Annotated in this window: 24 protein-coding genes and 1 riboswitch; of the genes, 11 read left to right on the forward strand and 13 right to left on the reverse strand. The window is 59.3% G+C overall.

What is annotated here, in order from left to right; all coding sequences use genetic code 11:
* The first annotated feature begins 333 nt into the window (after positions 1-333).
* Positions 334-714: a hypothetical protein gene (locus AC1Q8Q_RS08785; RefSeq protein WP_168759067.1), complete on the forward strand. Its 381-nt coding sequence runs from the start codon at positions 334-336 to the stop codon at positions 712-714.
* A 245-nt stretch (positions 715-959) separates the two neighbouring features.
* Here AC1Q8Q_RS08785 and AC1Q8Q_RS08790 read toward each other — a convergent pair whose 3' ends face one another.
* From AC1Q8Q_RS08790 to tkt, 7 genes are all read right to left on the reverse strand, one after another.
* Positions 960-1,415, reverse strand: a complete 456-nt coding sequence (locus tag AC1Q8Q_RS08790; RefSeq protein WP_168759068.1) for a DUF3757 domain-containing protein — start codon at positions 1,413-1,415, stop codon at positions 960-962.
* 266 nt (positions 1,416-1,681) lie between these two features.
* Positions 1,682-2,746, reverse strand: a complete 1,065-nt coding sequence (gene fba, locus AC1Q8Q_RS08795; RefSeq protein ID WP_007975467.1) for a class II fructose-bisphosphate aldolase — start codon at positions 2,744-2,746, stop codon at positions 1,682-1,684.
* Positions 2,747-2,901: 155 nt separating this feature from the next.
* Positions 2,902-3,234 carry an MliC family protein gene (locus AC1Q8Q_RS08800; protein ID WP_020800879.1) on the reverse strand — a complete coding sequence of 111 codons (333 nt, stop codon included), beginning with the start codon at positions 3,232-3,234 and terminating at the stop codon, positions 2,902-2,904.
* Between the two features lie 56 nt (positions 3,235-3,290).
* On the reverse strand, positions 3,291-3,512 hold the full coding sequence (locus AC1Q8Q_RS08805) for a putative periplasmic lipoprotein (protein WP_020800880.1): 222 nt from the start codon (positions 3,510-3,512) through the stop codon (positions 3,291-3,293).
* 35 nt (positions 3,513-3,547) lie between these two features.
* Positions 3,548-4,711 carry a phosphoglycerate kinase gene (locus tag AC1Q8Q_RS08810; RefSeq protein ID WP_020800881.1) on the reverse strand — a complete coding sequence of 388 codons (1,164 nt, stop codon included), beginning with the start codon at positions 4,709-4,711 and terminating at the stop codon, positions 3,548-3,550.
* 26 nt (positions 4,712-4,737) lie between these two features.
* A complete protein-coding gene (gene epd / locus AC1Q8Q_RS08815) occupies positions 4,738-5,793 on the reverse strand; it encodes an erythrose-4-phosphate dehydrogenase (protein ID WP_033044723.1) in 1,056 nt (351 codons plus the stop codon).
* 190 nt (positions 5,794-5,983) lie between these two features.
* Positions 5,984-7,981 (reverse strand): transketolase, encoded by a 1,998-nt coding sequence (gene tkt, locus AC1Q8Q_RS08820; protein ID WP_033045622.1) that lies wholly within the window; start codon positions 7,979-7,981, stop codon positions 5,984-5,986.
* Positions 7,982-8,253: 272 nt separating this feature from the next.
* On the opposite strand from tkt, the gene AC1Q8Q_RS08825 reads away from it, so the two are divergent.
* From AC1Q8Q_RS08825 to AC1Q8Q_RS08840, 4 genes are all read left to right on the forward strand, one after another.
* Positions 8,254-9,249, forward strand: coding sequence for an ArsR/SmtB family transcription factor (locus AC1Q8Q_RS08825; RefSeq protein ID WP_033045623.1), 996 nt, complete (start codon positions 8,254-8,256; stop codon positions 9,247-9,249).
* Positions 9,250-9,267: 18 nt separating this feature from the next.
* Positions 9,268-10,458, forward strand: coding sequence for a methionine adenosyltransferase (gene metK, locus AC1Q8Q_RS08830; protein ID WP_020800885.1), 1,191 nt, complete (start codon positions 9,268-9,270; stop codon positions 10,456-10,458).
* Between the two features lie 159 nt (positions 10,459-10,617).
* A complete protein-coding gene (gene ligB, locus AC1Q8Q_RS08835) occupies positions 10,618-12,291 on the forward strand; it encodes an NAD-dependent DNA ligase LigB (RefSeq protein ID WP_492614977.1) in 1,674 nt (557 codons plus the stop codon).
* Positions 12,292-12,395: 104 nt separating this feature from the next.
* On the forward strand, positions 12,396-12,791 hold the full coding sequence (locus tag AC1Q8Q_RS08840) for a DUF1090 domain-containing protein (protein ID WP_020800887.1): 396 nt from the start codon (positions 12,396-12,398) through the stop codon (positions 12,789-12,791).
* Positions 12,792-12,907: 116 nt separating this feature from the next.
* On the opposite strand, the gene AC1Q8Q_RS08845 is transcribed toward AC1Q8Q_RS08840, so the two are convergent.
* The gene (locus tag AC1Q8Q_RS08845) at positions 12,908-13,357 is read right to left on the reverse strand and encodes a c-type cytochrome (protein WP_020800888.1); all 450 of its coding nucleotides are present in this window, start codon (positions 13,355-13,357) and stop codon (positions 12,908-12,910) included.
* Positions 13,358-13,485: 128 nt separating this feature from the next.
* On the opposite strand from AC1Q8Q_RS08845, the gene mltA reads away from it, so the two are divergent.
* The gene (gene mltA, locus AC1Q8Q_RS08850) at positions 13,486-14,658 is read left to right on the forward strand and encodes a murein transglycosylase A (RefSeq protein WP_492614978.1); all 1,173 of its coding nucleotides are present in this window, start codon (positions 13,486-13,488) and stop codon (positions 14,656-14,658) included.
* 123 nt (positions 14,659-14,781) lie between these two features.
* Here the strand turns inward: mltA and AC1Q8Q_RS08855 are convergent, their stop codons facing one another.
* On the reverse strand, positions 14,782-15,165 hold the full coding sequence (locus AC1Q8Q_RS08855; RefSeq protein WP_020800890.1) for an MAPEG family protein: 384 nt from the start codon (positions 15,163-15,165) through the stop codon (positions 14,782-14,784).
* A 30-nt stretch (positions 15,166-15,195) separates the two neighbouring features.
* Complete coding sequence (locus AC1Q8Q_RS08860) at positions 15,196-16,029, reverse strand: EamA family transporter (protein ID WP_492614979.1); 834 nt, start codon at positions 16,027-16,029, stop codon at positions 15,196-15,198.
* A 281-nt stretch (positions 16,030-16,310) separates the two neighbouring features.
* Between AC1Q8Q_RS08860 and AC1Q8Q_RS08865 the strand changes: the two genes are divergently transcribed.
* The gene (locus AC1Q8Q_RS08865) at positions 16,311-17,480 is read left to right on the forward strand and encodes an MFS transporter (RefSeq protein ID WP_492614980.1); all 1,170 of its coding nucleotides are present in this window, start codon (positions 16,311-16,313) and stop codon (positions 17,478-17,480) included.
* On the opposite strand, the gene AC1Q8Q_RS08870 is transcribed toward AC1Q8Q_RS08865, so the two are convergent.
* Together AC1Q8Q_RS08870 and AC1Q8Q_RS08875 are read right to left on the reverse strand one after the other, a co-directional pair.
* A complete protein-coding gene (locus AC1Q8Q_RS08870) occupies positions 17,481-18,368 on the reverse strand; it encodes a formate/nitrite transporter family protein (protein ID WP_020797419.1) in 888 nt (295 codons plus the stop codon).
* Between the two features lie 72 nt (positions 18,369-18,440).
* Complete coding sequence (locus AC1Q8Q_RS08875) at positions 18,441-18,845, reverse strand: acyl-CoA thioesterase (protein ID WP_020797418.1); 405 nt, start codon at positions 18,843-18,845, stop codon at positions 18,441-18,443.
* Between the two features lie 198 nt (positions 18,846-19,043).
* Positions 19,044-19,146: riboswitch (S-adenosyl-L-homocysteine riboswitch) on the forward strand.
* Positions 19,147-19,169: 23 nt separating this feature from the next.
* Here AC1Q8Q_RS08875 and ahcY point away from each other — a divergent pair.
* The 4 genes from ahcY to rhlE2 all read left to right on the forward strand — a co-directional run bounded on the left by ahcY (position 19,170) and on the right by rhlE2 (position 24,684).
* A complete protein-coding gene (gene ahcY / locus AC1Q8Q_RS08880; protein ID WP_020797417.1) occupies positions 19,170-20,579 on the forward strand; it encodes an adenosylhomocysteinase in 1,410 nt (469 codons plus the stop codon).
* A gap of 162 nt (positions 20,580-20,741) precedes the next feature.
* Positions 20,742-21,587, forward strand: coding sequence for a methylenetetrahydrofolate reductase [NAD(P)H] (gene metF / locus AC1Q8Q_RS08885; protein WP_020797416.1), 846 nt, complete (start codon positions 20,742-20,744; stop codon positions 21,585-21,587).
* A gap of 187 nt (positions 21,588-21,774) precedes the next feature.
* The gene (locus tag AC1Q8Q_RS08890) at positions 21,775-22,590 is read left to right on the forward strand and encodes a substrate-binding periplasmic protein (protein WP_020797415.1); all 816 of its coding nucleotides are present in this window, start codon (positions 21,775-21,777) and stop codon (positions 22,588-22,590) included.
* A gap of 225 nt (positions 22,591-22,815) precedes the next feature.
* Positions 22,816-24,684, forward strand: coding sequence for an RNA helicase RhlE2 (rhlE2, locus tag AC1Q8Q_RS08895; protein WP_020797414.1), 1,869 nt, complete (start codon positions 22,816-22,818; stop codon positions 24,682-24,684).
* Between the two features lie 239 nt (positions 24,685-24,923).
* On the opposite strand, the gene AC1Q8Q_RS08900 is transcribed toward rhlE2, so the two are convergent.
* Positions 24,924-25,511, reverse strand: coding sequence for a YceI family protein (locus AC1Q8Q_RS08900; RefSeq protein WP_008057034.1), 588 nt, complete (start codon positions 25,509-25,511; stop codon positions 24,924-24,926).
* Positions 25,512-25,519: the final 8 nt, after the last annotated feature.

Raw genomic sequence — 25,519 nt, forward strand, 5'->3', positions numbered from 1 at the left:
GATTCGTGCAGATTAAGTTTTTCACCCAAACGAGAGTAGGGCTACCCCATTCCAAAATCACCTGTGCAAAATGACAGTCTAATAGACGATTTCGCAATAACAGCAAATACAGATTGAATTAACATTTACAGTCGCCACTGGCGTGAAACTCGAAGGGGAATCGACGCATTCTGCACAAACGGGAGTTCTTATTGCTAAAAATTCACATAACACAATAAATTCGAATAAGTAACTGTCATTTATAACAGGTGAAAATTCGCCATCTGCAAATTATTCTTGGCTGGCAACCCATTACCGTTTTCCTTCTGCAGATTACCCCAAGGAACAGACTCCATGAGTGCCAAGGAAGACATCAGCCTGCTGGGCCGCATCACTGCCGTTTATAACGCTACCGATAAAGCGAGAACAACCTACGAACTGAACATCACTTCCAGCACGGACAGAAGCGGCGCCATGACAGGTACTCTACGTATTGGCGTGATCGAATACGGTCTGGTCGGGGACTATCGCTTCAGAAATGCGAACGGCATTCAAACCGACATTTACTTTGCCGGGTCAAACACTCGTGACCACAACGCGCGCTCTGGATACTTCATCCTCGAAGCCATCAATCGGCGTTATGAATCCCTCAAGGGAAAACGCGTATATAGCGACCCTCATACCCAGTCGCTCTACATACTTGACATAGAATTTTTCAGAAAACCCGCTCTTTGAGAAAGAACCCCGTACAGCATCCTGAATTATTGACCACGATAAGTGAACACGACTTGCAAAGGCATCGTCCTGATCGACGGCCAGCGCCTGCCGGTAGCTGGCCGAGGTATACACGATGTGGGGCGCCGCCAACCCGAAATTCCTGGTCGATCGATAATCGGTAGCCCCAAGACTCGAGCTTCAGCTTAAACAACTAAAAGCCTGAACAATCAAGGCTTTTAGCTGACTTTGAGTTATTCTTTCATTCAATCAAACTTGAAAGCACACTGGCTTACACCAGCAGAACAGAAGTTATCTTTCCAGTCATTACCGACTGGCTTGGCTGGCGCAGGAATGCGCTGCGACATCCTCACACCTGCCTTACCTTCGCCCTCGTAATCACAGGCAACAAAATACACCGGGTTACCGTTATCAGTAGTTTGCCGAATGGCTGCCGAGGTGAACTTCACTTTATCCAGATATGACTCAGTCGCGGCCGGATTCTCACCTTTCCAGCCCCCTCTGATGGCATTGGCTGCATAGGTAAAACCGCGCTCCGGAGTAATTGACTGCGCCATGATTTGACTGACCTGTGGGCACATTTCATCAGCCGCATTTACATTACCAGCAAAGGCAATAACACCCAGAAGGCCCAGTGAAACCACTCCACGGCTCCAAAAGTGTTTCTTACTATTATTAGTATCAAAACTTAAGTAGTTCAATTTTTAAACTCCACACATTGAATTGAACCCAGATACTGAACACTAAAGAAAAACTTGTCCACCCTCAGTTTTGACAGGTTATTTCAAAACTCAACAACATTAATAATTACTAAAATATATAACCGAGAAACTACGAAATATAAGATTACGAAATTGCAAGAAACTTTCAACGAACATAAAAAATGCCCTTGTCTTTGCGACAAGGGCATTTTTTGTCAACCGCCAGTCATTCAAGGAAGCTTGCGAGGCGCTACCAAACTGAAGACTTAGTTAACCTTGGCGTTCAACTCACCTTTCAGATAACGCTGATACATCCCTTCCAGGGAGATCGGCTTGATCTTCGAAGCGTTGCCTGCGGTACCGAAGGCTTCGTAACGGGCGATGCACACGTCGCGCATGGCAGTCACGGTGGCGCCGAAGAATTTACGTGGGTCGAATTCGCTCGGGTTGGTGGCCATCAGGCGACGCATCGCACCGGTGGACGCCAGGCGCAGGTCGGTGTCGATATTGACCTTGCGCACGCCGTGCTTGATGCCCTCGACGATTTCCTCAACCGGTACGCCGTAGGTCTCTTTAATGTCGCCGCCGTACTGGTTGATGATCGCCAGCCACTCTTGCGGAACCGAAGACGAGCCGTGCATCACCAGGTGAGTGTTCGGAATGCGCTTGTGGATCTCTTTGATGCGGTCGATCGCCAATACATCGCCGGTAGGCGGTTTGGTGAACTTGTAGGCGCCGTGGCTGGTGCCGATGGCGATGGCCAGGGCATCGACCTGGGTGCGCTTGACGAAGTCAGCGGCTTCTTCCGGGTCGGTCAGCATCTGGCTATGGTCCAGAACGCCTTCGGCGCCGATTCCGTCTTCTTCACCGGCCATGCCGGTTTCCAGCGAACCCAGGCAGCCCAGCTCGCCTTCTACCGATACGCCGCAGGCGTGAGCCATGGCCACGGTTTGTTGAGTAACGCGTACGTTGTAGTCGTAGTCGGTCGGGGTCTTGCCGTCTTCGCCAAGGGAGCCGTCCATCATCACCGAGCTGAAGCCCAGTTGGATGGAACGCTGGCAGACGTCAGGGCTGGTGCCGTGGTCCTGGTGCATGCACACCGGGATGTGCGGGAATTCTTCGATGGCCGCCAGGATCAGGTGACGCAGGAACGGTGCGCCGGCGTATTTGCGAGCACCGGCCGAAGCCTGGACGATCACCGGGGAGTCAGTCTTGTCAGCGGCTTCCATGATGGCGCGCATCTGCTCAAGGTTGTTGACGTTGAAGGCTGGAACGCCGTAGCCGAACTCGGCTGCGTGGTCCAGCATCTGGCGCATGCTGATAAGTGCCATTGTGTGTCTCTCTCCCGGTTTGGGTCGTTAATCGTGCCAGCCTGCCGTAGCGGCGGCGGCTATTCAAGTTATTGCAGATCGGGGGTTGGTCCCGGGCTGCGAATTCGGTGTTACATCAATCTCAACGCCGCTCCTACAGGTACAGCACAGTCCGTTTATTGCGCCTTACAACCGCGGCCAATCAAATCATTGGTGGCGACCCAGTAAACCAGGCCTTCCTCACCTTTCATGTGAAACGCCAGCATGTTGTCGCTGTACAGCGAACCCGACGCGCCTGGCTCCTGCTTGAGGCGATGAACCTGATCGGCTCCGCCCAGGCGCACGTCGACTTCCTGGCGGCTGTCGTCGGTGTAGCGCCAAACCACCTTGGCCTGGCTGTCGCAGGTCCAGGTAGTCCAGTCATCCGCAGGGGTGGACGACTGGAACGGGTTCCAGTTCGCGCACCCGCCCAGCAACACCAACGCCGTAATGGCGATAAAGCCTTTCATCCGTGTCCCTCGACTGACGGCAGACACCGCCAGCGCTGAGTAAAGAGTCAGACCCGTCAAGGACAACCATGTTCCTTGGCGGGAGCCTGTGTCTCGTATTTGTCCAGGCCGTCAGGCCCGGAACGCTTGTTGAGCACCGGATTGGTTTCTGCCTGCCAGTCGGCTTGATAGCAACCGTTCTGGGGCGCCGACGGCGCGGGTTCCGACGTAGCCTTGGGATTACTCCCACAAGCCGCCAGCAATCCCGCTACGATCAACAGCGCTAAGGTCTTGACCATGTCAACACTCCCTTGCCTGGTCAAACGGGCGACCCTCAGGCCTTGGCCCGGCTTTCCAGGACTTCAACGGCTGGCAACACCTTGCCTTCGACGAACTCCAGGAACGCGCCGCCACCGGTAGAAATGTAGGAGATTTGCTCGGCAACGCCATATTTATCGATGGCCGCCAGGGTGTCGCCGCCGCCAGCAATGGAGAATGCGGCACTGTCAGCGATGGCCTGGGCCAGCACTTTGGTGCCGTTACCGAACTGGTCGAATTCAAACACGCCAACCGGACCGTTCCACAGGATAGTCTTGGATGACTTCAGCAGTTCGGCGAAGTTCGCCGCCGTCTGCGGGCCAATATCGAGAATCATGTCGTCATCGGCAACATCGGCGATCAACTTGACAGTAGCCGTCGCGCTTTCAGCGAATTCCTTGGCAACCACCACGTCCACCGGCAGCGGCACGCTGACTTTGGCGGCAATGGCGCGGGCGGTGTCCAGCAGGTCCGGCTCGTACAGCGATTTGCCGACCGGGTGACCAGCCGCCGCCAGGAAAGTGTTAGCGATACCGCCGCCGACAATCAGCTGGTCGCAGATCTGACTCAGGCTGTTAAGAACGTCAAGCTTGGTCGATACCTTGGAACCGGCAACGATCGCGGCCATCGGCTGGGCCGGTGCGCCCAGGGCCTTGCCCAGCGCGTCCAGTTCGGCGGCGAGCAGTGGGCCCGCGGCGGCAACCTTGGCGAACTTGGCCACGCCGTGGGTCGAACCCTCGGCACGGTGCGCGGTGCCGAAGGCGTCCATCACGAACACATCGCACAGAGCCGCGTACTGCTTGGCCAGCTCGTCCGCGTTTTTCTTTTCGCCCTTGTTGAAGCGCACGTTTTCAAACAGCACGATGTCGCCGGCTTTCACGTCGACGCCGTCGAGGTAATCAGCCACCAGCGGCACTTCGCGGCCCAGAGCCTTGCTCAGGTAGTCTGCCACTGGCTTGAGGCTGTTCTCGGCGGAAAATTCGCCTTCGGTCGGACGGCCAAGGTGCGAGCAGACCATCACGGCCGCGCCTTTTTCCAGGGCCAGCTTGATGGTCGGCAGCGAAGCCAGGATTCGCGCATCGCTGGTGACTACACCGTCCTTGACTGGGACGTTGAGGTCTTCGCGAATCAGTACGCGCTTACCTTGCAGATCGAGGTCGGACATCTTCAACACGGTCATGGGTCGCATTTCCTGAGTAGCTGTTCTTAGAGAGCAGGTTTTTTTGAGGCTGTGTGCAGATAGTGTTCCGCAACATCCAGCATTCGGTTGGCAAAACCCCATTCGTTGTCGAACCAGGCCAGGATGTTCACCAGCCTTGGGCCGGAAACTCGAGTCTGACTGGCATCGACGATCGCCGAATGTGGGTCGTGGTTGAAATCACAACTTGCATGGGGCAACTCGGTGTAGGCCAGAAGGCCTTTGAGCGGGCCGCGGGTGGCAGCCTCGCGCAGGATCCGGTTGACCTCGGTGGCGTCGGTGTCGCTCACGGTCTGCATCGTGATGTCGAGGCAAGACACGTTAACCGTCGGCACGCGTACGGCTTTGGCCTGAATTCGCCCGGCAAGTTCCGGCAGCAAGCGTTCAATGCCGCGCGCCAGACCAGTGGACACCGGAATCACCGACTGAAACGCCGAACGGGTGCGGCGCAGGTCTTCGTGATGATAGGCGTCGATCACTGGCTGGTCGTTCATTGCCGAATGGATGGTGGTAATCGACACGTACTCGAGCCCGATGGCCTGATCCAGCAATCGCAACAACGGCACGCCGCAGTTAGTCGTGCAAGAAGCGTTGGACACCAGCAACTCATCGCCCGTCAGGCAATCCTGGTTCACGCCGTAGACGATAGTGGCGTCGACATCCGCCTCGCTGGCCATCGGCTGGGAAAACAATACGCGCGGAGCGCCAGCGTCGAGGAACCGTTGGCCGTCCTCGCGGGTGTGGTAAGCGCCGGAGCATTCCAGCACCAGATCGACGCCCAACGACGCCCAATCGATGCCTTCGGGAGTAGCACTGCGCAGGACCTTCACGCAGTCGCCATTAATATGCAGACAATCGCCATCGACCCTGACCTCACCGGGAAAGCGCCCGTGGGTGGAGTCGAAGCGTGTCAGGTATTCGATGCTGGCCATGTCGGCCAGATCGTTGATCGCGACAATCTCGAACCCGGCCTTATCGCCTCGTTCAAACAACGCACGCAATACGCAACGACCAATCCGGCCGTAGCCGTTGAGTGCAACTTTGTAGGGACGCGGTTGAGGCATGGGGGTTCTCGATAGACGCAGTCAGACGAAATCTCTTTAACAACACACCCCACCTGTAGGAGCGAGCATGCTCGCGATGGACTTCAGGACAACGCGTTCATCCAGACAGCCAGCGTTATCGTTAACGACCATCGCGAGCATGCTCGCTCCTACAAGGGTTCGCGGCGGTCATTAGACCGCCGCGCTGTGCTTAGTCTTCCAGCAGCTCTTCAGCCTGACCCAGGATGTTTTCCAGGGTGAAGCCGAACTCTTCGAACAAGGCAGGCGCAGGCGCCGACTCGCCGTAGGTGGTCATGCCGATCACGCGACCTTCCAGGCCGACATACTTGTACCAGTAGTCGGCAATGGAAGCTTCGATGGCGATACGGGCGCTGACCTGCAGCGGCAGGACCGATTGCTTGTAGCCAGCGTCCTGAGCGTCGAACACGCTGGTGCAAGGCATGGAAACCACGCGCACCTTGCGGCCCTGCTCGGTCAGCTTGTCGTACGCCTGAACGGCCAGGCCGACTTCCGAACCAGTAGCGATCAGGATCAGCTCAGGCTCGCCTGCGCAGTCCTTCAACACGTAGCCACCGCGGCTGATGTCGGCGACCTGCAGGGCATTGCGGGTCTGGTGCTGCAGGTTCTGACGCGAGAAGATCAGGGCCGAAGGACCGTCTTTACGCTCCAGTGCATACTTCCAGCACACCGCCGATTCAACGGCATCGGCCGGACGCCAGGTGTCGAGGTTTGGCGTGCAGCGCAGGCTGGCCAGTTGCTCGATTGGCTGGTGAGTCGGGCCGTCTTCGCCCAGACCGATGGAGTCGTGGGTGTAGACGTGGATCACGCGCTGCTTCATCAGGGCCGACATGCGCACCGCGTTGCGGGCGTATTCCATGAACATCAGGAAGGTCGCGCCGTAAGGCACCAGGCCGCCGTGCAGGGCAACCCCGTTCATGATCGCGGTCATGCCGAATTCGCGCACGCCGTAGTACATGTAGTTGCCGCTGGCGTCTTCAGCGGTGACACCTTTGCAGCCTTTCCACAGGGTCAGGTTGGAACCGGCCAGGTCAGCCGAACCGCCGAGGAACTCAGGCAGCAGCGGGCCGAACGCGTTCAGGGCGTTCTGGCTGGCTTTACGGCTGGCGATGGTTTCGCCCTTGGCAGCCACTTCGGCGATGTAGGCATCGGCTTTTTCGCTGAAGTCGGCCGGCAGTTCGCCGCTCAGACGACGGATCAGTTCGTTGGCTTCGGCCGGGAACGCCGCGGAGTAGGCCGCGAAACGCTGGTCCCACTCGGCTTCGACCGCGCGGCCGGCTTCCTTGGCATCCCACTCGGCATAAATGTCGGCCGGGATTTCGAACGGGCCGTGGTTCCACTTCAGCGCCGCACGGGTCAGGGCGATTTCCGCGTCACCCAGCGGGGCGCCGTGGCAGTCTTCCTTGCCTTGCTTGTTCGGCGAACCGAAGCCGATGGTGGTCTTGCAGCAGATGAGCGTCGGCTGCGGGCTTTTACGCGCTGTCTCGATCGCAATCTTGATCTCTTCCGGATCATGACCATCGACGTTGCGGATCACTTGCCAGTTGTACGATTCGAAGCGCTTTGGCGTGTCATCGGTGAACCAGCCTTCGACTTCGCCGTCGATGGAGATACCGTTGTCATCGTAGAACGCGATCAGCTTGCCCAGGCCCAGGGTACCGGCAAGGGAGCTGACTTCGTGGGAGATGCCTTCCATCATGCAGCCATCACCCAGGAACACGTAGGTGTGGTGATCGACGATGTTGTGGCCAGGACGGTTGAACTGCGCCGCCATGACTTTTTCAGCCAAGGCAAAGCCCACGGCATTGGCCAGGCCCTGGCCCAGCGGGCCGGTGGTGGTCTCGACGCCCGGCGTGTAGCCGAATTCCGGGTGACCCGGGGTACGGCTGTGCAGTTGGCGGAACTGCTTCAGGTCTTCGATCGACAGATCGTAGCCGGTCAGGTGCAGCAGCGAGTAGATCAACATCGAACCGTGGCCATTGGACAGCACGAAGCGGTCACGGTCGGCGAACGATGGATTGCTCGGGTTGTGCTTGAGGTAGTCGCGCCAAAGCACCTCGGCGATATCCGCCATACCCATGGGGGCACCGGGATGGCCGCTGTTGGCTTTTTGCACGGCATCCATGCTGAGGGCACGAATGGCGTTGGCACGCTCACGACGGCTAGGCATCGCTGTTCTCCTGCGGGTTCTGAATCGAGAGTGATAAAAATGAAACGGAAAAAAGGCGAGCATTTTCCCTCACCCGGACGCCTCGGGGCAATGACAGAAAGTCATCTGAAGGCGTTTTTCCAACGCTTGGCGACGGATTAGGCGGGTGAAACCTTTCCGCTATCGGTTTGTAGAGTTGAGCAGCTCCTGAGAAGTGCCATCTATCGATCAATATCAAAACTTTTTGATATTGATCTTGCGGTGCTTCCGGTGCGTGACTAGACTGCCGGCCTATGAATTTACGCGCGCCCTCCATTCGCCAGGACGATTGTGATGAGCTGGCGGCCTTGTGCAAGGCCGGCGGCGATCCCTTGCGCCTGAATGTCTTGCGCGCTTTGACCAACGATTCGTTCGGCGTACTGGAACTGGCGCAGATCTTCGGCATCGGCCAATCGGGCATGAGCCATCACCTCAAGGTGCTGGCCCAGGCTGATCTGGTAGCGACCCGCCGTGAAGGCAATGCGATTTTCTACCGTCGCGCCCTGCCACACACTGAGTTGCCGGGGGGAAAATTGCACGCGGCATTGCTCGAGGAAGTGGATAACCTGCGTTTGCCGGTCGACGTGCAAATGCGCATCACCCAGGTTCACAAGCAACGCGAGGCGGCCAGCCAGGACTTTTTCTCACGGGTCGCCGAGAAATTTCGCGCCCAGCAAGACTTGATCGCTGGCCTGCCACAGTACCGCGAGAGCGTGGTGGCCCTGCTCGACAAGCTGAGCTTCGGCAGCGCTGCCACGGCGATCGAAGTCGGCCCCGGCGACGGTGCATTCCTGCCGGAACTGTCGCGCCGCTTCACTCAGGTCACGGCACTGGACAATAGCCAGGCCATGCTCGAACTGGCACGCCAGGTGTGCGAACGCGATTCGCTGACTAACGTTAACCTGCAACTGGCCGATGCCCTGAACGGCGTCAGTCTCAAGGCCGATTGCGTTGTACTGAACATGGTATTGCATCACTTTGCCGCGCCGGCCGATGCGCTCAAGCACATGGCCAATTTGCTGCAACCGGGCGGCAGCCTGCTGGTGACAGAATTATGTAGCCACAACCAGAGTTGGGCCAAGGAGGCCTGCGGTGATCTCTGGCTGGGGTTTGAACAGGACGATCTGGCCCGTTGGGCCACCGCTGCGGGGCTCGTCCCCGGAGAAAGCCTCTATGTAGGCTTACGTAATGGTTTCCAGATTCAGGTCCGCCATTTTCAGCGGTCGGCTGGCGACACTCACCATCGGTAATTTCAGGAAAACATCGAGATGAGCGAATACTCCCTTTTCACCTCCGAGTCCGTGTCTGAAGGGCATCCGGACAAAATCGCCGACCAGATTTCTGATGCGGTGCTGGACGCCATCATCGCTGAAGACAAGTTCGCGCGCGTGGCGTGCGAGACCCTGGTGAAAACCGGCGTGGCGATCATCGCTGGCGAAGTCACCACCTCGGCCTGGGTTGACCTGGAGCAGATCGTTCGTGACGTCATCACCAACATCGGCTACACCAGCTCCAACGTCGGCTTCGACGGTGCGACCTGCGGCGTAATGAACATCATCGGCAAGCAGTCCCCTGACATCAACCAGGGCGTCGACCGTGCCAAGCCTGAAGATCAGGGCGCCGGCGACCAGGGCCTGATGTTCGGCTACGCCAGCAACGAAACCGACGTGCTGATGCCTGCACCGATCACGTTCTCGCACCAGCTGGTGAAACGCCAGGCCGAAGCCCGTAAATCCGGCCTGCTGCCTTGGCTGCGTCCGGACGCCAAGTCGCAAGTGACCTGCCGCTACGAAAACGGCAAGGTTGTCGGCATCGACGCGGTTGTCCTGTCGACCCAGCACAACCCGGAAGTGTCGTACGCAGACCTGCGCGAAGGCGTGATGGAGCTGATCGTCAAGCACGTGCTGCCTGCCGAACTGCTGTCCAAGGACACTCAGTTCCACATCAACCCGACCGGCCAGTTCATCATCGGTGGCCCGGTGGGCGATTGTGGCCTGACCGGCCGCAAGATCATTGTCGACAGCTACGGTGGCATGGCCCGCCACGGTGGTGGTGCGTTCTCCGGCAAAGATCCATCCAAGGTTGACCGCTCGGCTGCCTATGCCGGTCGTTACGTGGCCAAGAACATCGTTGCCGCCGGCCTGGCCGAGCGCTGCGAGATTCAGGTGTCCTACGCCATCGGCGTTGCCCAGCCGACTTCGATCTCGCTGAACACCTTCGGCACCGGCAAGATCAGCGACGACAAGATCGTCAAACTGGTCCGCGAAGTGTTCGACCTGCGTCCTTACGCAATCACCACCATGCTTGACCTGCTGCATCCGATGTACCAGGAAACCGCTGCGTACGGCCACTTCGGTCGCACCCCGGCAACCAAGACGGTTGGTGATGACACCTTCACCACCTTCACCTGGGAAAAGACCGACCGCGCCGAACACCTGCGCACTGCTGCCGGCCTGTAAGACTTCCCGGCGGTACCTGAAGCCCCGCACGGTCCGCCGTGCGGGGCTTTTTTATGGGTGAAAACTTAGTAGGTTGAAACACTCCGAAAAACAGCGGCACACCCATCAGCCCGCCGCTGACTAACCTTCAGGCACCTCCATCGAGCAAGGAAGCTCACTATGCTGCCCCGCCTGCTGACCGGCTTACTCCTGACCTGCCTGTGCCTCGAAACTGTTGCTGGCGAATGCCCGGCCTGGCCGCCGACTCGTGCCGCGCAAGAACTCGCCGCCCTGCAAAAACAGATCGACCTCTGGGATGACAGCTATCACCGCGAAGGTCGTGCGCTGATCGCCGACGAACTCTACGATCAATCCTTCGCACGACTGACCCAATGGCGCCAATGCTTCAGTCCCGGCTCGACTACCGATCCATTGCGCACCGCGAGCGGTCCGCTGGCCCATCCAGTGCCGCATACCGGCCTGGAAAAACTGCCAGATGCGGGTGCCGTCGAGCATTGGCTGCGGGGTCGAACTCAGGTCTGGGCCCAGCCCAAGGTCGACGGCGTGGCGGTGACCCTGGTCTACCGCAATGGCCTGCTGGTCCAGGCGATCAGTCGCGGCGATGGTGTGCATGGTCAGGACTGGACCGACTCGGCCCGCCAGGTCGGCGCCATTCCTCAACGCCTGTCCGAGCCACGGGACCTGGTGGTACAGGGCGAGCTCTACTGGCGCCTCGCTGACCATGTACAAGCCATCGCCGGCAGCCTGAACGCCCGCGGCACGGTAGCCGGCTTGATGGCCCGCAAGACATTGAGCGTCGAGCAGGCCGAGGGGATCGGCCTGTTTGCCTGGGAATGGCCCCACGGTCCGACGAGCTTGCCGGCCCGTATCGCGGAACTGGAAAAACTCGGTTTTTCCAGTTCCGCACAGTACACCCAGGCCATCAGTTCAATAGCCGAAGTCGAGTACTGGCGTGATCACTGGTATCGCTCGCCCCTGCCGTTTGCCAGCGACGGGATTGTCCTGCGCCAAGAGCAGCGCCCGCCCGCCGAACGCTGGCAGGCAAAAGCGCCATACTGGATCGTTGCCTGGAAGTATCCCTTTGCCCAGGCACTGGCCGAGGTACGAAAAGTTCATTTCAAGATTGGTCGCACGGGACGGATCACCCCCGTGCTGGAGTTGATCCCGGTGACGCTCGATGACCAGCAGATCAAGCGCGTCAGCGTGAGCTCCTTGCAACGCTGGCAAACGCTGGATATCCGAGCGGGCGACCAGGTCGCCATCAGCCTGGCCGGCCTGACCATTCCCAGGCTCGATGGCGTTGTGCTGCGCAATACCGAGCGCCCTGAGATGAACGTACCGCTGGCTGCCGACTTTCACCCATTGAGCTGCTGGCAGCCGACGCCGGGATGCCAAAGCCAGTTTCTCGCACGCCTGACATGGCTCAGCGGCAAACACGGATTGGACCTGCCCCATGTCGGCCCCCGCACATGGGAAAAACTTCTTGAAACAGGTCACCTGAACGGCCTGTTGGATTGGTTGACCCTCGATGCCCAAGAGCTTGCTAACATTGACGGTTTCGGCGAGCGCAGCGCTACTCGGCTGGCCAGCAGTTTCGACAATGCCCGGCAACGCCCACTCGCCCGCTGGCTCAAAGCCCTGGGTATGCCGCCGATCGGCCAGGCACACCTGGGCGACTCATGGCAGGAGCTGGCACAACGAGACATCGAGCAATGGCAGGCCCAACCCGACATCGGACCAGGACGCGCCGCACAATTAAGCGCATTTTTTCGCGATCCGCAGGTCGTGGCGCTGAGTGAAACACTTCGCCGGGCTGCCATAGACGGTTTTTAGCTTTAGCCCCGGTGATGCCCATGCGCCCGGGAACCCTGACGTCCCGATGGGCTCAAACGTGCCATCGCTGCATCGACACGTATGCCTTTTCACCTGGAGCTTTTATGAAATTTCTTCCACCACTGGTCCTGTTGACCCTTTGCAGCGTTATGGCCACTCCATTGATGGCCGTCGAAGACGCCCCAGGCCTGACCGGCTGCGCCGCCAAGAAACAAGGCATCATCAATCAGATCGAACTGGCCAAATCCCACGGCAATGCCGACCAGCAGGCTGGCCTGGAGAAAGCCTTGAGCGAAGTCAGCGCCAATTGCACTGATGCCTCGCTGAAGAAAGAACGGGAAAACAAGGTGCTCGACGCCAAGCACGAAGTCAGCAAGCGTCAGGCCGACCTTGATAAAGCCATGAAACAAGGCGACCCCGAGAAGATCAACAAGCGCAAGGACAAACTCGCCGAGTCCCGCAAGGAATTGCAGGAAGCGGTGGACGAGCTGGATAAATAAGAACAGGTAAAGATCGGCAATCCCTGGTGCTGCAAAATCCGCCTTCGCGAGCAGGCTCACCCCCACAGTTGACCGCATGCCCCTGCTCGCGAAGACATCAGACCGGGTATCGTTGATCAATGATCCCGAAATTCTTTATGGCACGCACTGCAGGCATCTTCGACCTTCTGTACCGCCGGCCCCAGGTTACTGGCCTTGTAGGGTTGAACCTGACTGGCGATCACCAGCTCGCCCGTGGCCGCTTCAAGACTGCGAGCCATTTGCTCAAAGCGTGCCTGCTTCTCCCAGACATCATTCTTGGCACTGGTGTGGTCTTCTTCACGCACCTGCGGGAAATGTTTCCATGGCTCATGGGACAGCGCATCGAGTTTCACCGCGCCGTCGGCGAATTTGGGGCCATCGAACGCAATGCGGCCACGCAACATGCCACCCAGGTCTTCACCGGTCTTGAGCATCTGCTTGAAAATGGCCTTGCGCTGACCGAGGGGCGAGTTGGGATCGACGCCGCCACAAGCGCAAAGCGTCAGGCAGGCCAGCAATACAACAGAAAGTCTTTTAAGAGTCATGGTGGCTTCAGGTCACGGAAAACGGGGGCCAGTATCCTCGCGTCACCGGCAAACACCAATACCCCTATTATCAATACGGGTTGCATGAGTGCACACGACGCTCAGGCAACCGGCAAAGGAAATATTCCATGAACAGCCGTTTCAAGGCCTGGTGTCACCCCCTGGCCTGGACGCTTCCGATTGTGGCCGTGCTCGCTGGCTGCACCGGTGGCGAAGACAAACAACCGAAGACCCACGCCCTGGCCACCTACTCCAGCGCCACTTGGGAAGCGTTGCCGGCAGTCTCCGACAATGACCTCGTTGCCGGTTTCGGCTCCTGGCGCAGCGCCTGCACCCGACTCAAGGCTGACCCGGTCTGGGGCGCCACCTGCGCAGCGGCGACCAACGTGCCGCAGAGTGCCAGCGACATCCGTGGTTTTCTCAAGCAGAACCTGGATGTCTACGGCCTGCGCGCCGCCAACGACAATCCCAACGGTTTGATCACTGGCTACTACGAACCGGTCTACCCCGGCAGCCTGACCCAAACCGCAAAGGCGAACGTCCCGGTGTATGGCGTGCCTGAAGATATGATCATCGTCTCGCTGGACAGCATCTACCCGGAACTCAAGGGCAAACGCCTGCGCGGCCGACTTGAAGGCCGCGTGCTCAAGCCTTACGACGATGCAGCGGCCATCGGCAGCAAGGGGGTCAAGGCTCCCGTCGTGGCCTGGTTGACCGATCCGATGAACCTGCAGTTCCTGCAAATCCAGGGATCGGGTCGTATCCAGCTCGACAGCGGTCGTCAGCTGCGAATCGCTTACGCCGACCAGAACGGCCACCCTTATCGACCGATCGGACGCTGGTTGGTGGAGCAAGGCGAGCTGAAGAAAGAAGACGTGACCATGGGCGCAATCAGCAACTGGGCCAAGGCCAACCCAGCGCGTATTCCAGAACTGCTCGGCAGCAACCCAAGCTACGTGTTTTTCACCCAGAACCCGGACAGCAACGAAGGCCCGCGCGGCTCGCTGAACGTGCCGTTGACGGCCGGTTATAGCGCGGCGGTGGATCGCAAAGTGATTCCGCTGGGTAGCCTGTTGTGGTTATCCACCACAAAACCGGATGGCACTGCACTGGTACGCCCGGTGGCAGCCCAGGACACCGGCGGCGCCATTGCTGGCGAGGTTCGTGCGGATCTGTTCTGGGGTACTGGCGAGGCGGCCGGGCAACTGGCTGGCGACATGAAGCAGCAGGGGCAGATCTGGATGCTGTGGCCCAAAGGCGCGGCGCTGCCGCAAGTGCCGCAAGTCGCCGACAAGCTTTAAAGTCAAAAGATCGCAGCCTGCGACAGCGCCTACATTGACCTCATCCGCCGCATTATCGCGGATGCACTCAATCCCTGTAGGAGCTGTCGAGTGAAACGAGGCTGCGATCTTTTGATCTTGCCCTTAAACCGACACGACAAAGAAACTGACGATCAGCCCCATCCCCACAAACCACACCAACGACCGCAAGGTCGCCCAGTCCGCCAGATAGAAAATGATGAAGAGAAGGCGACTGGTGATGAACAACACCGCCAGCACATTGAGGGTCACGAGCTCCGCATTGCCGACCAGGTGCGCCACGAGCACTGCCGCCGCGAACGCCGGGGCCACTTCGAAGCTGTTCAGTTGCGCGGCATGTGCCCTCTTGCCCAAGCCCTCCAGGGAATCAAGAAATCCCCGGGGATCGTGATTGTGTCTCAAACCGTATCCACCGCTGATCTTGGCAACCGCCGTACACACATACGGCAGGATGATCGCAATTAAAATGCACCACAGAGCAACATTCATGAAGCAGTCCCTTTCTCACGTTTAGACCCGTCAAAATTTCATTACCAGCATGCCAACCAGAACCAGCCCGCAGGCCAGTAGCCTTGGCCCGCCGAAAGGTTCTTTCAGGTAACGCATGCCGAACAGCACCACCAGGATCACGCTGATCTCGCGCAAGGCCGCCGCTTCGGCAATGGAGCCCAGCTGCATGGCCCACAGCACCAGAGCGTAGCTGAACAACACGCAGAATCCGACCGCCAGGCCCAATCGCCATTGCTCACGCCAGAACAGCTTGAACGCCGGCCGCTTGCTCACCCAGGCCAGCAACGGAAACGGCCAGGCACTGAGCAATGTCACCCAGACCAGGTAATCCAGTGGATGCGACCAGCGCCGCAAGGCCTGGCCATCGATGAAGGTGTAGCAACCGATGCACAAGCCGATCAGCGCGACCACAGGCAGCATCGACCACGGCAAGCGAGCGCCGCCTCCCCCCTGCCAGAGCAGGCACAGCATGCCGAGCGGGATCAACAGAATGCCGAAGATCTGCTGGTGGGTCAGCACTTCCCCGGCAAAAACCAGGGTCAGCGCGAGCACCACCAGCGGCGACAACCCCCGCATCAGCGGGTAGACCAGCCCGAGGTCGCCGACCCGATAAGCCTGGATCAGCAAATAACGGTAGAGCAACTCGAAGGCTGCCGAGGCGAGAATCCACGGCCAGATGCCCAATGGCGGCAGCTCCACGAACGGCAACATAAGCGCGACGAAGAGCATTGCCACGCTGTCCATGCAGGCCACTACCAGCAAACGCTCGGCGCTGAACTTGATCAGGGTATTCCACGCCGCATGCAACAGCGCCGCCACCAACACTAACGCCGTCGCAAGCACGGCCTACTCCTTTTTTGTTGACCGCCCCCCCTTGTAGGAGCCGGCTTGCTGGCGATGGCGTTCCTGTGATTGCCATCGCCAGCAAGCCGGCTCCTACAAGGGCTGGGGAGAGAATTGATTCGCCATATGTCAGCAGCTGTTTATACTGCAACCGACCACGCCGCACTCAGTTGCGCACAGACTAATTCCAATAACAATGCCCTTGCCCGCTCTCATCGAGATCGGCCTTGGCATGCGTATGCCTGATCACAGCGTCAAGACTACCGACAGAGACCTTGCGCATGCCACTCGCCTTGCTTGCCCTTGCTGTTGCCGCGTTCGGCATCGGCACCACTGAATTCGTCATCATGGGCTTGCTGCCCGATGTTGCCCGCGACCTCGCGGTCAGCATCCCCCACGCCGGATTGCTGATCACCGGCTACGCCCTGGGCGTGGTGTTCGGCGCGCCAATCCTCGCGGTCGGCACTGCCAACATGCCGCGCAAAGCGACACTGCTGGGCATGACGCTGATGTTCATCTTGGGCAACATGCTTTGCGCACTGGCACCGAACTACGCCACGCTGATGGCCGCGCGCGTGGTGACTGCGCTGTGCCACGGCGCGTTCTTTGGCATCGGCTCGGTGGTTGCCGCCGGCCTGGTGGCGCCGAACAAACGCGCCCAGGCGATTGCCATGATGTTCACCGGCCTGACCCTGGCCAACGTTCTTGGAGTGCCGCTGGGCACCGCGCTGGGGCAGTACGCCGGCTGGCGCTCGACGTTCTGGGCGGTGTCGGTGATCGGCGTGATCGCGGCCATTGCGCAATGGGTCTGGCTGCCTAAGAACATTGTGATGGATAAAGCCAACCTGGCAAGCGAGTTCAAAGTGCTGGGCAAGGCCAACGTGCTGCTGGCATTGGGCATGAGCGTATTGGCCTCGACCAGCCTGTTCAGCGTATTCACCTACATCGCACCTATCCTGCAGGACATCACCGGTGTCAGCCCCCATGGCGTGACCATCATGCTGTTGTTGTTCGGCGTAGGCTTGACGGCGGGCAGCATGCTCGGCGGGCGATTGGCCGACAGCCGCCTGTTGCCTTCACTGGTCGGCATGGCGCTGGCCGTGGTGGTGGTCTTGGCCGCGTTCAGCCAGACCAGCCATTCGGTGATTCCCGCGGCAATCACCCTGGTGTTGTGGGGCATTTTCGCCTTTGCCCTGTGCCCGATCCTGCAACTGCTGATCATCGATCAAGCCCATGAAGCGCCCAACCTTGGTTCGACGCTGAACCAGAGTGCATTCAACCTCGGTAACGCAGCAGGTGCCTGGATCGGTGGGCTGGTAGTCGCCAGCGGTGCAGATCTCGCGGACCTGCCGTGGACCGGCGCCATGGTCAGTGGCTTGACGGTGTTGGCCGCGCTGTATTTCATCTACCTGCAACGGCGCAGTGCCGCTGCGGTAAATGTGCCGGGTTGATTATTTTTTTTGCGCTTGCGGATCAGGTTTTGCAGCCTGCTCCGCCGCGCTTTTGGGTGGCCCGCTCTCGCTGCGAATCTGCGCATGGCTGATCAATGCAAAGATGAAGCTACCACCAACAATGTTCCCCACCAGCGTGGGACCTGCGAACACCAGCCAGAAATCTTTCCACGGCAGCTCGCCAGCGAACACCAGATAACCGACCTCCAGTGAACCGACCACGATGTGCGTGAAATCCCCCAGCGCCATGAGATAGGTGATGAGGATGATGATCCACATCTTGGCGCTCTCCATCGACGGGATCATCCAGACCATGGTGGCGATCATCCAGCCCGAGACGATGCCCTTGGCGAACATCTGACTGGCATCGTTTTCCATGACCTTGCGGCCGATATCAAGGAAGGCCTCGTCGGTCTTGCTGTCGAAAATCGGCAGCTCGAGCATGACGTAAGCCACCAGCAAGGTGCCGCAGAGGTTGCCCACCAGCACCACCCCCCACAGTCGCAGCAATCGGCCGAAATTGCCGAGCGTGGGCTTGCTCATGATCGGCAGCACGGCGGTCAGGGTGTTTTCGGTGAAGAGTTGCTGGCGGGCAAGAATCACCGCGAGGAAACCGGCGCAGTAGCCGAAACTGGCTATCACCTTGAAACCTTCGCCGTCCGGCAGTCGGGAGTTGAGCAAGCCCATGCCCATCAACGACAGGCCCATGGTCAGGCCGGCAGCCAACGCCGACCACCACAGCGCAGCAACGCTGCGCTCCAGTTCCTGATCGCCCTGGGTGCGGATAATTTCGTGCAGCACCGCCGCGCGTGGCGGTTGGTTCTTTTCGACTTCGTGCTGCTCTTTTTCCGAAAGGTCGGGGGTCTTGCCGTCTTTTTTAGTGTCCATGGAACTCCTGAACCGCTGGCGTGCGATGTAGTTACGACCCGCGCGGTTCAGATTCCGTTCGTCATCCACAAATTATTCGACGGCGCCTTCATCCTTGAACTGGTCCTTGACGTACTTGATCTCGGTCCGCCCGTGTGGCGCAGGCAATCCGTCTTCGCCCAAATTGACGAAAACAATCTTCTCCACCGTCAGGATGCTCTTGCGAGTGATCTTGTTACGCACTTCGCACGTGAGGGTGATCGAGGTGCGACCAAATTCAGTGGCGGTGATACCCAGCTCGATGATGTCGCCCTGGCGCGAGGCGCTGACGAAGTTGATCTCGGAAATGTATTTGGTGACCACGCGTTGATTGCCCAGCTGGACGATGGCATAGATCGCCGCTTCTTCGTCGAGCCAACGCAGCAGGCTGCCGCCAAACAGTGTCCCATTGGGGTTGAGGTCTTCGGGCTTGACCCATTTGCGGGTGTGGAAATTCATATGCACTCCTGAGCGCCTTGCCGAATGATGGACGGTATATTGGCAGACCCCGGGCCAGAGCTCTATTCGGGATCTTCTATAGCCAGTATTACCGTTCGCACATTGACCGACAGAAACCCTTTGGAAGATCAGCATAGCCCGCTATAATCGCCCCCGTTTCAAAACGGTAATCTTCACTTGCTACCGTTTTCCCGCCACCTGTCCGAGGGGCGCTGCAGCAGGCTAGACCTGTCAGGCTCGGATGGGGCGTTGCTTGGCCATCAACGGCCAGACACTAAACGCACAACGGCGCCCATTCGCATACATTACGAATGGAGACTCTTCATGAGCGCTGTTATCACGCCTGCAGATTTTAACGATTACAAAGTCGCCGACATGTCCCTGGCTGCCTGGGGCCGTCGCGAAACCATCATCGCCGAATCGGAAATGCCAGCCCTGATGGGTCTGCGCCGCAAGTACTCCGAAGAGCAACCGCTCAAGGGCGCGAAGATCCTCGGCTGCATCCACATGACCATTCAGACCGCCGTGCTGATCGAAACCCTGGTTGCCCTGGGCGCCGAAGTACGCTGGTCGTCCTGCAACATTTTCTCGACTCAAGACCAGGCTGCTGCGTCCATTGCCGCTGCTGGCATTCCGGTTTTCGCCTGGAAAGGTGAAACCGAGCAAGAGTACGAGTGGTGCCTGGAGCAAACCATCCTCAAGGATGGCCAGCCATGGGACGCCAACATGATCCTCGACGACGGCGGCGACCTGACCGAACTGCTGCACAAGAAGTACCCACAGGTACTGGATCGCGTTCACGGCGTGACCGAAGAAACCACCACCGGCGTGCACCGCCTGCTGGACATGCTGGCCAAGGGCGAGCTGAAAATCCCGGCCATCAACGTCAATGACTCGGTGACCAAGAGCAAGAACGACAACAAGTACGGCTGCCGTCACAGCCTGAACGATGCGATCAAGCGCGGTACCGACCACCTGCTGTCCGGCAAGCAAGCGCTGGTCATCGGCTACGGTGACGTGGGCAAGGGCTCGGCCCAGTCCCTGCGTCAGGAAGGCATGATCGTCAAGGTTTCCGAAGTCGACCCGATCTGCGCCATGCAAGCCTGCATGGACGGTTTCGAACTGGTTTCGCCGTTCATCGACGGTATCAACACCGGCACCGAAGAAAGCATCGACAAAGCGCTGCTGGGCAAGATCGACCTGATCGTGACCACCACCGGTAACGTCAATGTTTGCGATGCGAACATGCTCAAGGCCCTGAAGAAGCGCGCTGTTGTCTGCAACATCGGCCACTTCGACAACGAAATCGACACCGCTTTCATGCGCAAGAACTGGGCATGGGAAGAAGTGAAGCCGCAGGTTCACAAGATCCACCGTACCGGCGCTGGCAGCTTCGATCCGCAGAACGACGACTACCTGATCCTGCTGGCTGAAGGCCGCCTGGTTAACCTGGGCAACGCCACTGGCCACCCGAGCCGCATCATGGACGGTTCGTTCGCCAACCAGGTACTGGCGCAGATCTTCCTGTTCGGCCAGAAATACGCCGACCTGTCGCCAGCCCAGAAAGCCGAGCGCCTGACCGTTGAAGTACTGCCGAAGAAACTCGACGAAGAAGTGGCCCTGGAAATGGTCCGCGGTTTCGGCGGCGTCGTGACTCAACTGACCAAGACCCAGGCCGACTACATCGGCGTGACGGTCGAAGGTCCGTTCAAGCCGCACGCTTACCGCTACTGATCGGTTCTGCAGCCTGCTCTCCCTTGTGGGAGCGGGCTTGCACGCGAAGGCGGTTTATCATTCGACATTAATGTTGTCTGACGCACCGCTTTCGCGAGCAAGCCCGCTCCCACATGGGGATGTGCATGTCTTCCAGGCTTACGTGTTTCCAAGGATATGACCATGTCCCAAGATCGTCGCTACAGCTTCGAGTTCTTCCCTACCAAGACCGATGCTGGGCATGAAAAGCTGCTTGCCACTGCCCGCCAGTTGGCCACGTACAACCCCGATTTCTTCTCCTGCACCTACGGTGCAGGTGGTTCGACCCGTGATCGCACGCTCAACACCGTGTTGCAGCTCGAGAGCGAAGTCAAAGTTCCGGCCGCACCGCACTTGTCGTGCGTCGGCGACAGCAAGGCTGACCTGCGCGGCCTGCTGAGCCAGTACAAGGCCGCCGGCATCCAGCGCATCGTCGCCTTGCGCGGTGACCTGCCTTCAGGCATGGGCATGGCCAGCGGTGAAATGCGCCACGCCAACGACCTGGTCGAATTCATCCGTGAAGAGACTGGCGATCATTTCCACATCGAAGTTGCCGCCTACCCGGAGATGCATCCTCAGGCACGCAATTTCGAAGACGACCTCAACAACTTCGTGCGCAAGGCCAACGCTGGCGCCGACAGTGCGATCACCCAGTATTTCTTCAACGCCGACAGCTACTTCTACTTCGTCGAGCGCGTGCGGGCCAAGGGTGTGAACATTCCGATCGTGCCGGGGATCATGCCGATCACCAACTACAGCAAGCTGGCACGCTTCTCCGATGCCTGCGGTGCGGAAATCCCGCGCTGGATCCGCAAGCAACTGGAAGCCTACGGTGACGATACCCAAAGCATTCAACGCTTCGGCGAGCAAGTCATTACCGAGATGTGCGAACGCCTGCTGCAGGGCGGCGCGCCAGGGCTGCACTTCTATACACTGAACCAGGCTGAAGCGAGCCTGGCGGTTTGGAACAACCTGAAGTTGCCGCGTTAAACACAGCAAGATCAAAAGATCGCAGCCTGCGGCAGTGCCTACATGGGAAATGTTTAATTCCTGTAGGAGCTGCCGCAGGTTGCGATCTTTTGCTTTCAAGCACTTTTATTGTGCGGCAATCCACGGAGTTAGAGCATCTGCTGCCAGTTTCTGGCTCTTTCGCGTTTCTCGTCGTAATCTCAAGCCCATGCCTTTGATCACGCAGTTCGTCGCCCTGCTTGTTTTCACTTGCCTTAGCTTTGCCGCTAGGGGCGAGAAGCTGCGCATTGTCACCGAACCCTGGGCACCATACGTGTACGAGGAGAACGGCAAGGCCCTGGGGCTGGACTACGAAACCACCGCCATCGTCTTCAAGCGCCTGGGCATCGAAGTGGAATGGCAATTCCTGCCATGGAAACGCTGCCTTTCGATGCTGGAAACAGGTCAGGCCGATGGCGCGCTGGACATTTTCCATAGCGATGAACGCGATGCGACCCTGCTCTACCCCAGCGAACCGCTCTCGGAAGTCCAGTTCGTGATGTTCTACGCCAACGCCAGGCCCCATCCGTTTCGCACCCTCGACGAACTGCGCGGCCTGACCATCGGCATCTCTCCTGGCTACCTGTACAGCGAGGATTTCAGGGACTCGACCCTGTTCACCCGGGAACCTGCGCCGAGCCACGAAGCGAACTTCGGCAAACTGGTGCGTGGGCGGATCGACCTGCTGATCACCGACCGCAGGGTGGGCCAGCATTTGCTCGACGAACTGAATATCCGCAACATAATTACCGAAAACCCCACTGTCATCAGTCAACAGAGCCAGTTTCTGGCGGTGCGCCGCAATGCCGGCATGGACTTGCTGGTGCAGCGTTTCGGCGCCGAGCTCAAACGTTTCAAGCGCGAACCCGCGTACGCCGAGCTCAGCGCCCGATATGGCGCCGCACCGGCCGCTACAATCAACGTCGGGCGGACCACGGCCAACACGGAAAAAACCGTTGAGCAGCAGGAAAGCGGCGCGCAGTGATTGCTCTGTTATACTCCGGCCTTCCCGCCAGGCTCACGCCCGGACGCTCGGAACCGTTCAAGGCATCTCGAACCCGCTACAGCGCAGCTTTTCAGCCCGCGCGAGCGCTCCAGACGAGCCTTCGTGACCGAAGCAGGACCGGACGGGATTGCGTTCCTCATAAACGCCATTCGCGCCAGGCAAGACTCCCATTGGGCCAAGCCCTAACTTAAAACAGGATTACTCATGTCCTTTGCTTCCCTCGGTCTCTCCGAGGCTTTAGTCCGCGCCATCGAGGCAGCGGGCTATACCGAGCCTACTCCGGTGCAACAGCGGGCCATTCCCGCCGTGTTGCAAGGTCGCGACCTGATGGTCGCGGCACAGACAGGTACTGGTAAAACCGGCGGTTTCGCCCTTCCGATCCTGGAGCGGTTGTTCCCCAACGGTCACCCGGACAAATCCCAGCGTCACGGCCCGCGCCAACCGCGCGTACTGGTCCTGACCCCTACTCGCGAACTCGCGGCGCAAGTGCACGAAAGCTTCAAGGTCTATGCCCGTGACCTGAAGTTCGTCAGTGCCTGCATTTTCGGTGGCGTCGGCATGAACCCGCAGGTCCAGGCCATGTCCCGTGGCGTAGACGTGCTGGTGGCCTGCCCTGGCCGCCTGCTCGACCTGGCCGGCCAAGGCAGCGTTGACCTGTCCCACGTGGAAATCCTCGTACTGGACGAAGCCGACCGCATGCTCGACATGGGCTTCGTCCATGACGTGAAGAAAGTCCTCGCCCGTTTGCCGGCCAAGCGTCAGAACCTGCTGTTCTCGGCGACGTTCTCCAAGGACATCACCGACCTCGCCGGCAAGCTGCTGCACAACCCGGAACGCATCGAAGTCACGCCGCCGAACACCACGGTCGAGCGCATCGAACAGCGCGTATTCCGCCTGCCGGCCAGCCACAAGCGTGCGTTGCTGGCGCACCTGATCACCGCTGGCGCCTGGGAACAGGTACTGGTGTTCACCCGTACCAAGCACGGCGCCAACCGCCTGGCCGAGTACCTGGACAAACACGGCCTGAGCGCCGTCGCGATCCACGGCAACAAGAGCCAGAACGCGCGCACCAAAGCCCTGGCCGACTTCAAGGCCGGTACCGTGCGCATCCTGGTTGCCACCGACATCGCCGCTCGCGGCCTGGACATCGACCAGCTGCCACACGTGGTCAACTTCGAACTGCCGAACGTCGATGAAGACTATGTGCACCGCATCGGCCGTACTGGCCGTGCCGGTCGTTCGGGCGAGGCGATCTCGCTGGTGGCCCCGGACGAAGAAAAACTGCTGAAAAGCATCGAACGCATGACCAAGCAGAAAATCGCCGACGGCGACCTGATGGGCTTCGATGCCAGCGCCGTGGAAGCCGAGAAACCCGAAGCTCGCGAGCGTCCGGACATGCGCAACCCGCGCAATCCACGTGGCCCGCGCGGCGATGGTCCGAATGGCGGCGGTGGTGGTGGCGGTCGCAAGGACAAAGGCAAGGACAAGGGCAAGGAAAAACCGGCGGGTGAGCGCGGTGAGCGTCCAGCCCGTCAGCAGAAGCCCCGTGAAGGCACCCCAGCCCGCGAACAGCGTCAGCCAAGCCAGCCGCCGCGTGCCGCAGCTGATCGTGCGCCGGACGAGTTCCTGGACGACGATATCGATAACTTCGGTAACCGCGTCGACTACGTTCCGCAGCAGAAACCGGCCCAAGGCCGCGGCCGTCGTCCGGGTGCTCCGGCACAAGGGACAGCCGCAGGCGCTCCACGTGGCGGCAAGCCGCAGGGCGGTCGCCAGAACGGTCCGCGCAACAGCGATGGCGCCAGCACCGGCACCCCGCCAGCCAAGCGCAGCGGTCCACGCAGCGGGGCTCCACGAGATGGCCAGGCCCGTCGCGAAGACTCCCGCAACCGCCGCCCGGCCCGTGACGATCAACCGCGTTCGGAACCGGCCGTGCAGAACCCGCGTGGTCCGGCGCCGAAGATCATGCACAAGGAGTCGAAGGCCGATCGCTTCCCGACACCTGAGCAACTGGATCAACTGCCAAGCCGTCCTCGTGGCGAAAAACCGGCATTGCTGACTCGTAATCGCTGAGTTATCGCTGAAATGAAAAATGCCCCGCATCGAAAGATCCGGGGCATTTTTTTGAGCGATACAAAACCTGTAGGAGCGAGCCTGCTCGCGATGGTCGTGAACGATAACGCGTTAAACCAGATGCCCAGCGGCGCCTATGGGTTTTTCGCGAGCAGGCTCGCTCCTACAGGGGTTTGTGTACGGCAATAAAAAACGCCCGCGCTCGTGAGAGCGGCGGGCGTTTTTGTCAGCGGCGAAAATTATTTCGCTTTGACACCTTCAAAGGTCACGTACATTTCAACTGCATCGGACGATGGGCCCAGGTCTTTCTGCTTGCCGAAATCGGAACGCTTGAGGCTGAAGGTACCCTCGAAGCCTGCACGGTAGCCGCCCCATGGATCCTTGCCTTCACCCAGGAAGGTAGCCTTGACCACGATTGGCTTGGTCACGCCAAGGATAGTCAGGTCGCCAGCCACGTCCGCAGTGTCCTTGCCAGCGGCGTTTTTGCCGGTTGGCTTGACGCTGGTGGAAACAAAGGTGGCTTTGCTCCCGTTCAGGAAGTCTTTGCTGGAGATGTGCTTGTCACGCTCAGCGTTGTTGGTGAACACGCTGGCGGTGTTTACGTTGAACTCGATCTTGCTGTCTTCAGGCTTGGCAGCGTCAAAGCTGAACTTGCCGTCGATGTCCTTGAAAGTACCGGTGATGAAGCTGTAGCCCAGGTGGCTGATCTTGAAGTCAACGAAGGCGTGCTGGCCTTCCTTGTCGACCACGTAGTCAGCGGCCATGACGCTACCGGCGGACAACAGGGCGGAACTGATTGCCAGAGCGGCCAGAGTCTTTTTCAACATACATTGTT

It is taken from the genome of Pseudomonas sp. GW823-FHT06B06, assembly GCF_058795195.1.

What these genes read in the sequence shown, in the direction of transcription:
- AC1Q8Q_RS08785 (WP_168759067.1), top strand. Translation starts at nt 334, where the DNA reads ATGAGTGCCAAGGAAGACATCAGCCTGCTGGGCCGCATCACTGCCGTT.
- fba (WP_007975467.1), bottom strand. Translation starts at nt 2,746, where the DNA reads ATGGCACTTATCAGCATGCGCCAGATGCTGGACCACGCAGCCGAGTTC.
- AC1Q8Q_RS08800 (WP_020800879.1), bottom strand. Translation starts at nt 3,234, where the DNA reads ATGAAAGGCTTTATCGCCATTACGGCGTTGGTGTTGCTGGGCGGGTGC.
- AC1Q8Q_RS08805 (WP_020800880.1), bottom strand. Translation starts at nt 3,512, where the DNA reads ATGGTCAAGACCTTAGCGCTGTTGATCGTAGCGGGATTGCTGGCGGCT.
- AC1Q8Q_RS08810 (WP_020800881.1), bottom strand. Translation starts at nt 4,711, where the DNA reads ATGACCGTGTTGAAGATGTCCGACCTCGATCTGCAAGGTAAGCGCGTA.
- epd (WP_033044723.1), bottom strand. Translation starts at nt 5,793, where the DNA reads ATGCCTCAACCGCGTCCCTACAAAGTTGCACTCAACGGCTACGGCCGG.
- tkt (WP_033045622.1), bottom strand. Translation starts at nt 7,981, where the DNA reads ATGCCTAGCCGTCGTGAGCGTGCCAACGCCATTCGTGCCCTCAGCATG.
- AC1Q8Q_RS08825 (WP_033045623.1), top strand. Translation starts at nt 8,254, where the DNA reads ATGAATTTACGCGCGCCCTCCATTCGCCAGGACGATTGTGATGAGCTG.
- metK (WP_020800885.1), top strand. Translation starts at nt 9,268, where the DNA reads ATGAGCGAATACTCCCTTTTCACCTCCGAGTCCGTGTCTGAAGGGCAT.
- ligB (WP_492614977.1), top strand. Translation starts at nt 10,618, where the DNA reads ATGCTGCCCCGCCTGCTGACCGGCTTACTCCTGACCTGCCTGTGCCTC.
- AC1Q8Q_RS08840 (WP_020800887.1), top strand. Translation starts at nt 12,396, where the DNA reads ATGAAATTTCTTCCACCACTGGTCCTGTTGACCCTTTGCAGCGTTATG.
- AC1Q8Q_RS08845 (WP_020800888.1), bottom strand. Translation starts at nt 13,357, where the DNA reads ATGACTCTTAAAAGACTTTCTGTTGTATTGCTGGCCTGCCTGACGCTT.
- mltA (WP_492614978.1), top strand. Translation starts at nt 13,486, where the DNA reads ATGAACAGCCGTTTCAAGGCCTGGTGTCACCCCCTGGCCTGGACGCTT.
- AC1Q8Q_RS08855 (WP_020800890.1), bottom strand. Translation starts at nt 15,165, where the DNA reads ATGAATGTTGCTCTGTGGTGCATTTTAATTGCGATCATCCTGCCGTAT.
- AC1Q8Q_RS08865 (WP_492614980.1), top strand. Translation starts at nt 16,311, where the DNA reads ATGCCACTCGCCTTGCTTGCCCTTGCTGTTGCCGCGTTCGGCATCGGC.
- AC1Q8Q_RS08870 (WP_020797419.1), bottom strand. Translation starts at nt 18,368, where the DNA reads ATGGACACTAAAAAAGACGGCAAGACCCCCGACCTTTCGGAAAAAGAG.
- AC1Q8Q_RS08875 (WP_020797418.1), bottom strand. Translation starts at nt 18,845, where the DNA reads ATGAATTTCCACACCCGCAAATGGGTCAAGCCCGAAGACCTCAACCCC.
- ahcY (WP_020797417.1), top strand. Translation starts at nt 19,170, where the DNA reads ATGAGCGCTGTTATCACGCCTGCAGATTTTAACGATTACAAAGTCGCC.
- metF (WP_020797416.1), top strand. Translation starts at nt 20,742, where the DNA reads ATGTCCCAAGATCGTCGCTACAGCTTCGAGTTCTTCCCTACCAAGACC.
- AC1Q8Q_RS08890 (WP_020797415.1), top strand. Translation starts at nt 21,775, where the DNA reads ATGCCTTTGATCACGCAGTTCGTCGCCCTGCTTGTTTTCACTTGCCTT.
- rhlE2 (WP_020797414.1), top strand. Translation starts at nt 22,816, where the DNA reads ATGTCCTTTGCTTCCCTCGGTCTCTCCGAGGCTTTAGTCCGCGCCATC.
- AC1Q8Q_RS08900 (WP_008057034.1), bottom strand. Translation starts at nt 25,511, where the DNA reads ATGTTGAAAAAGACTCTGGCCGCTCTGGCAATCAGTTCCGCCCTGTTG.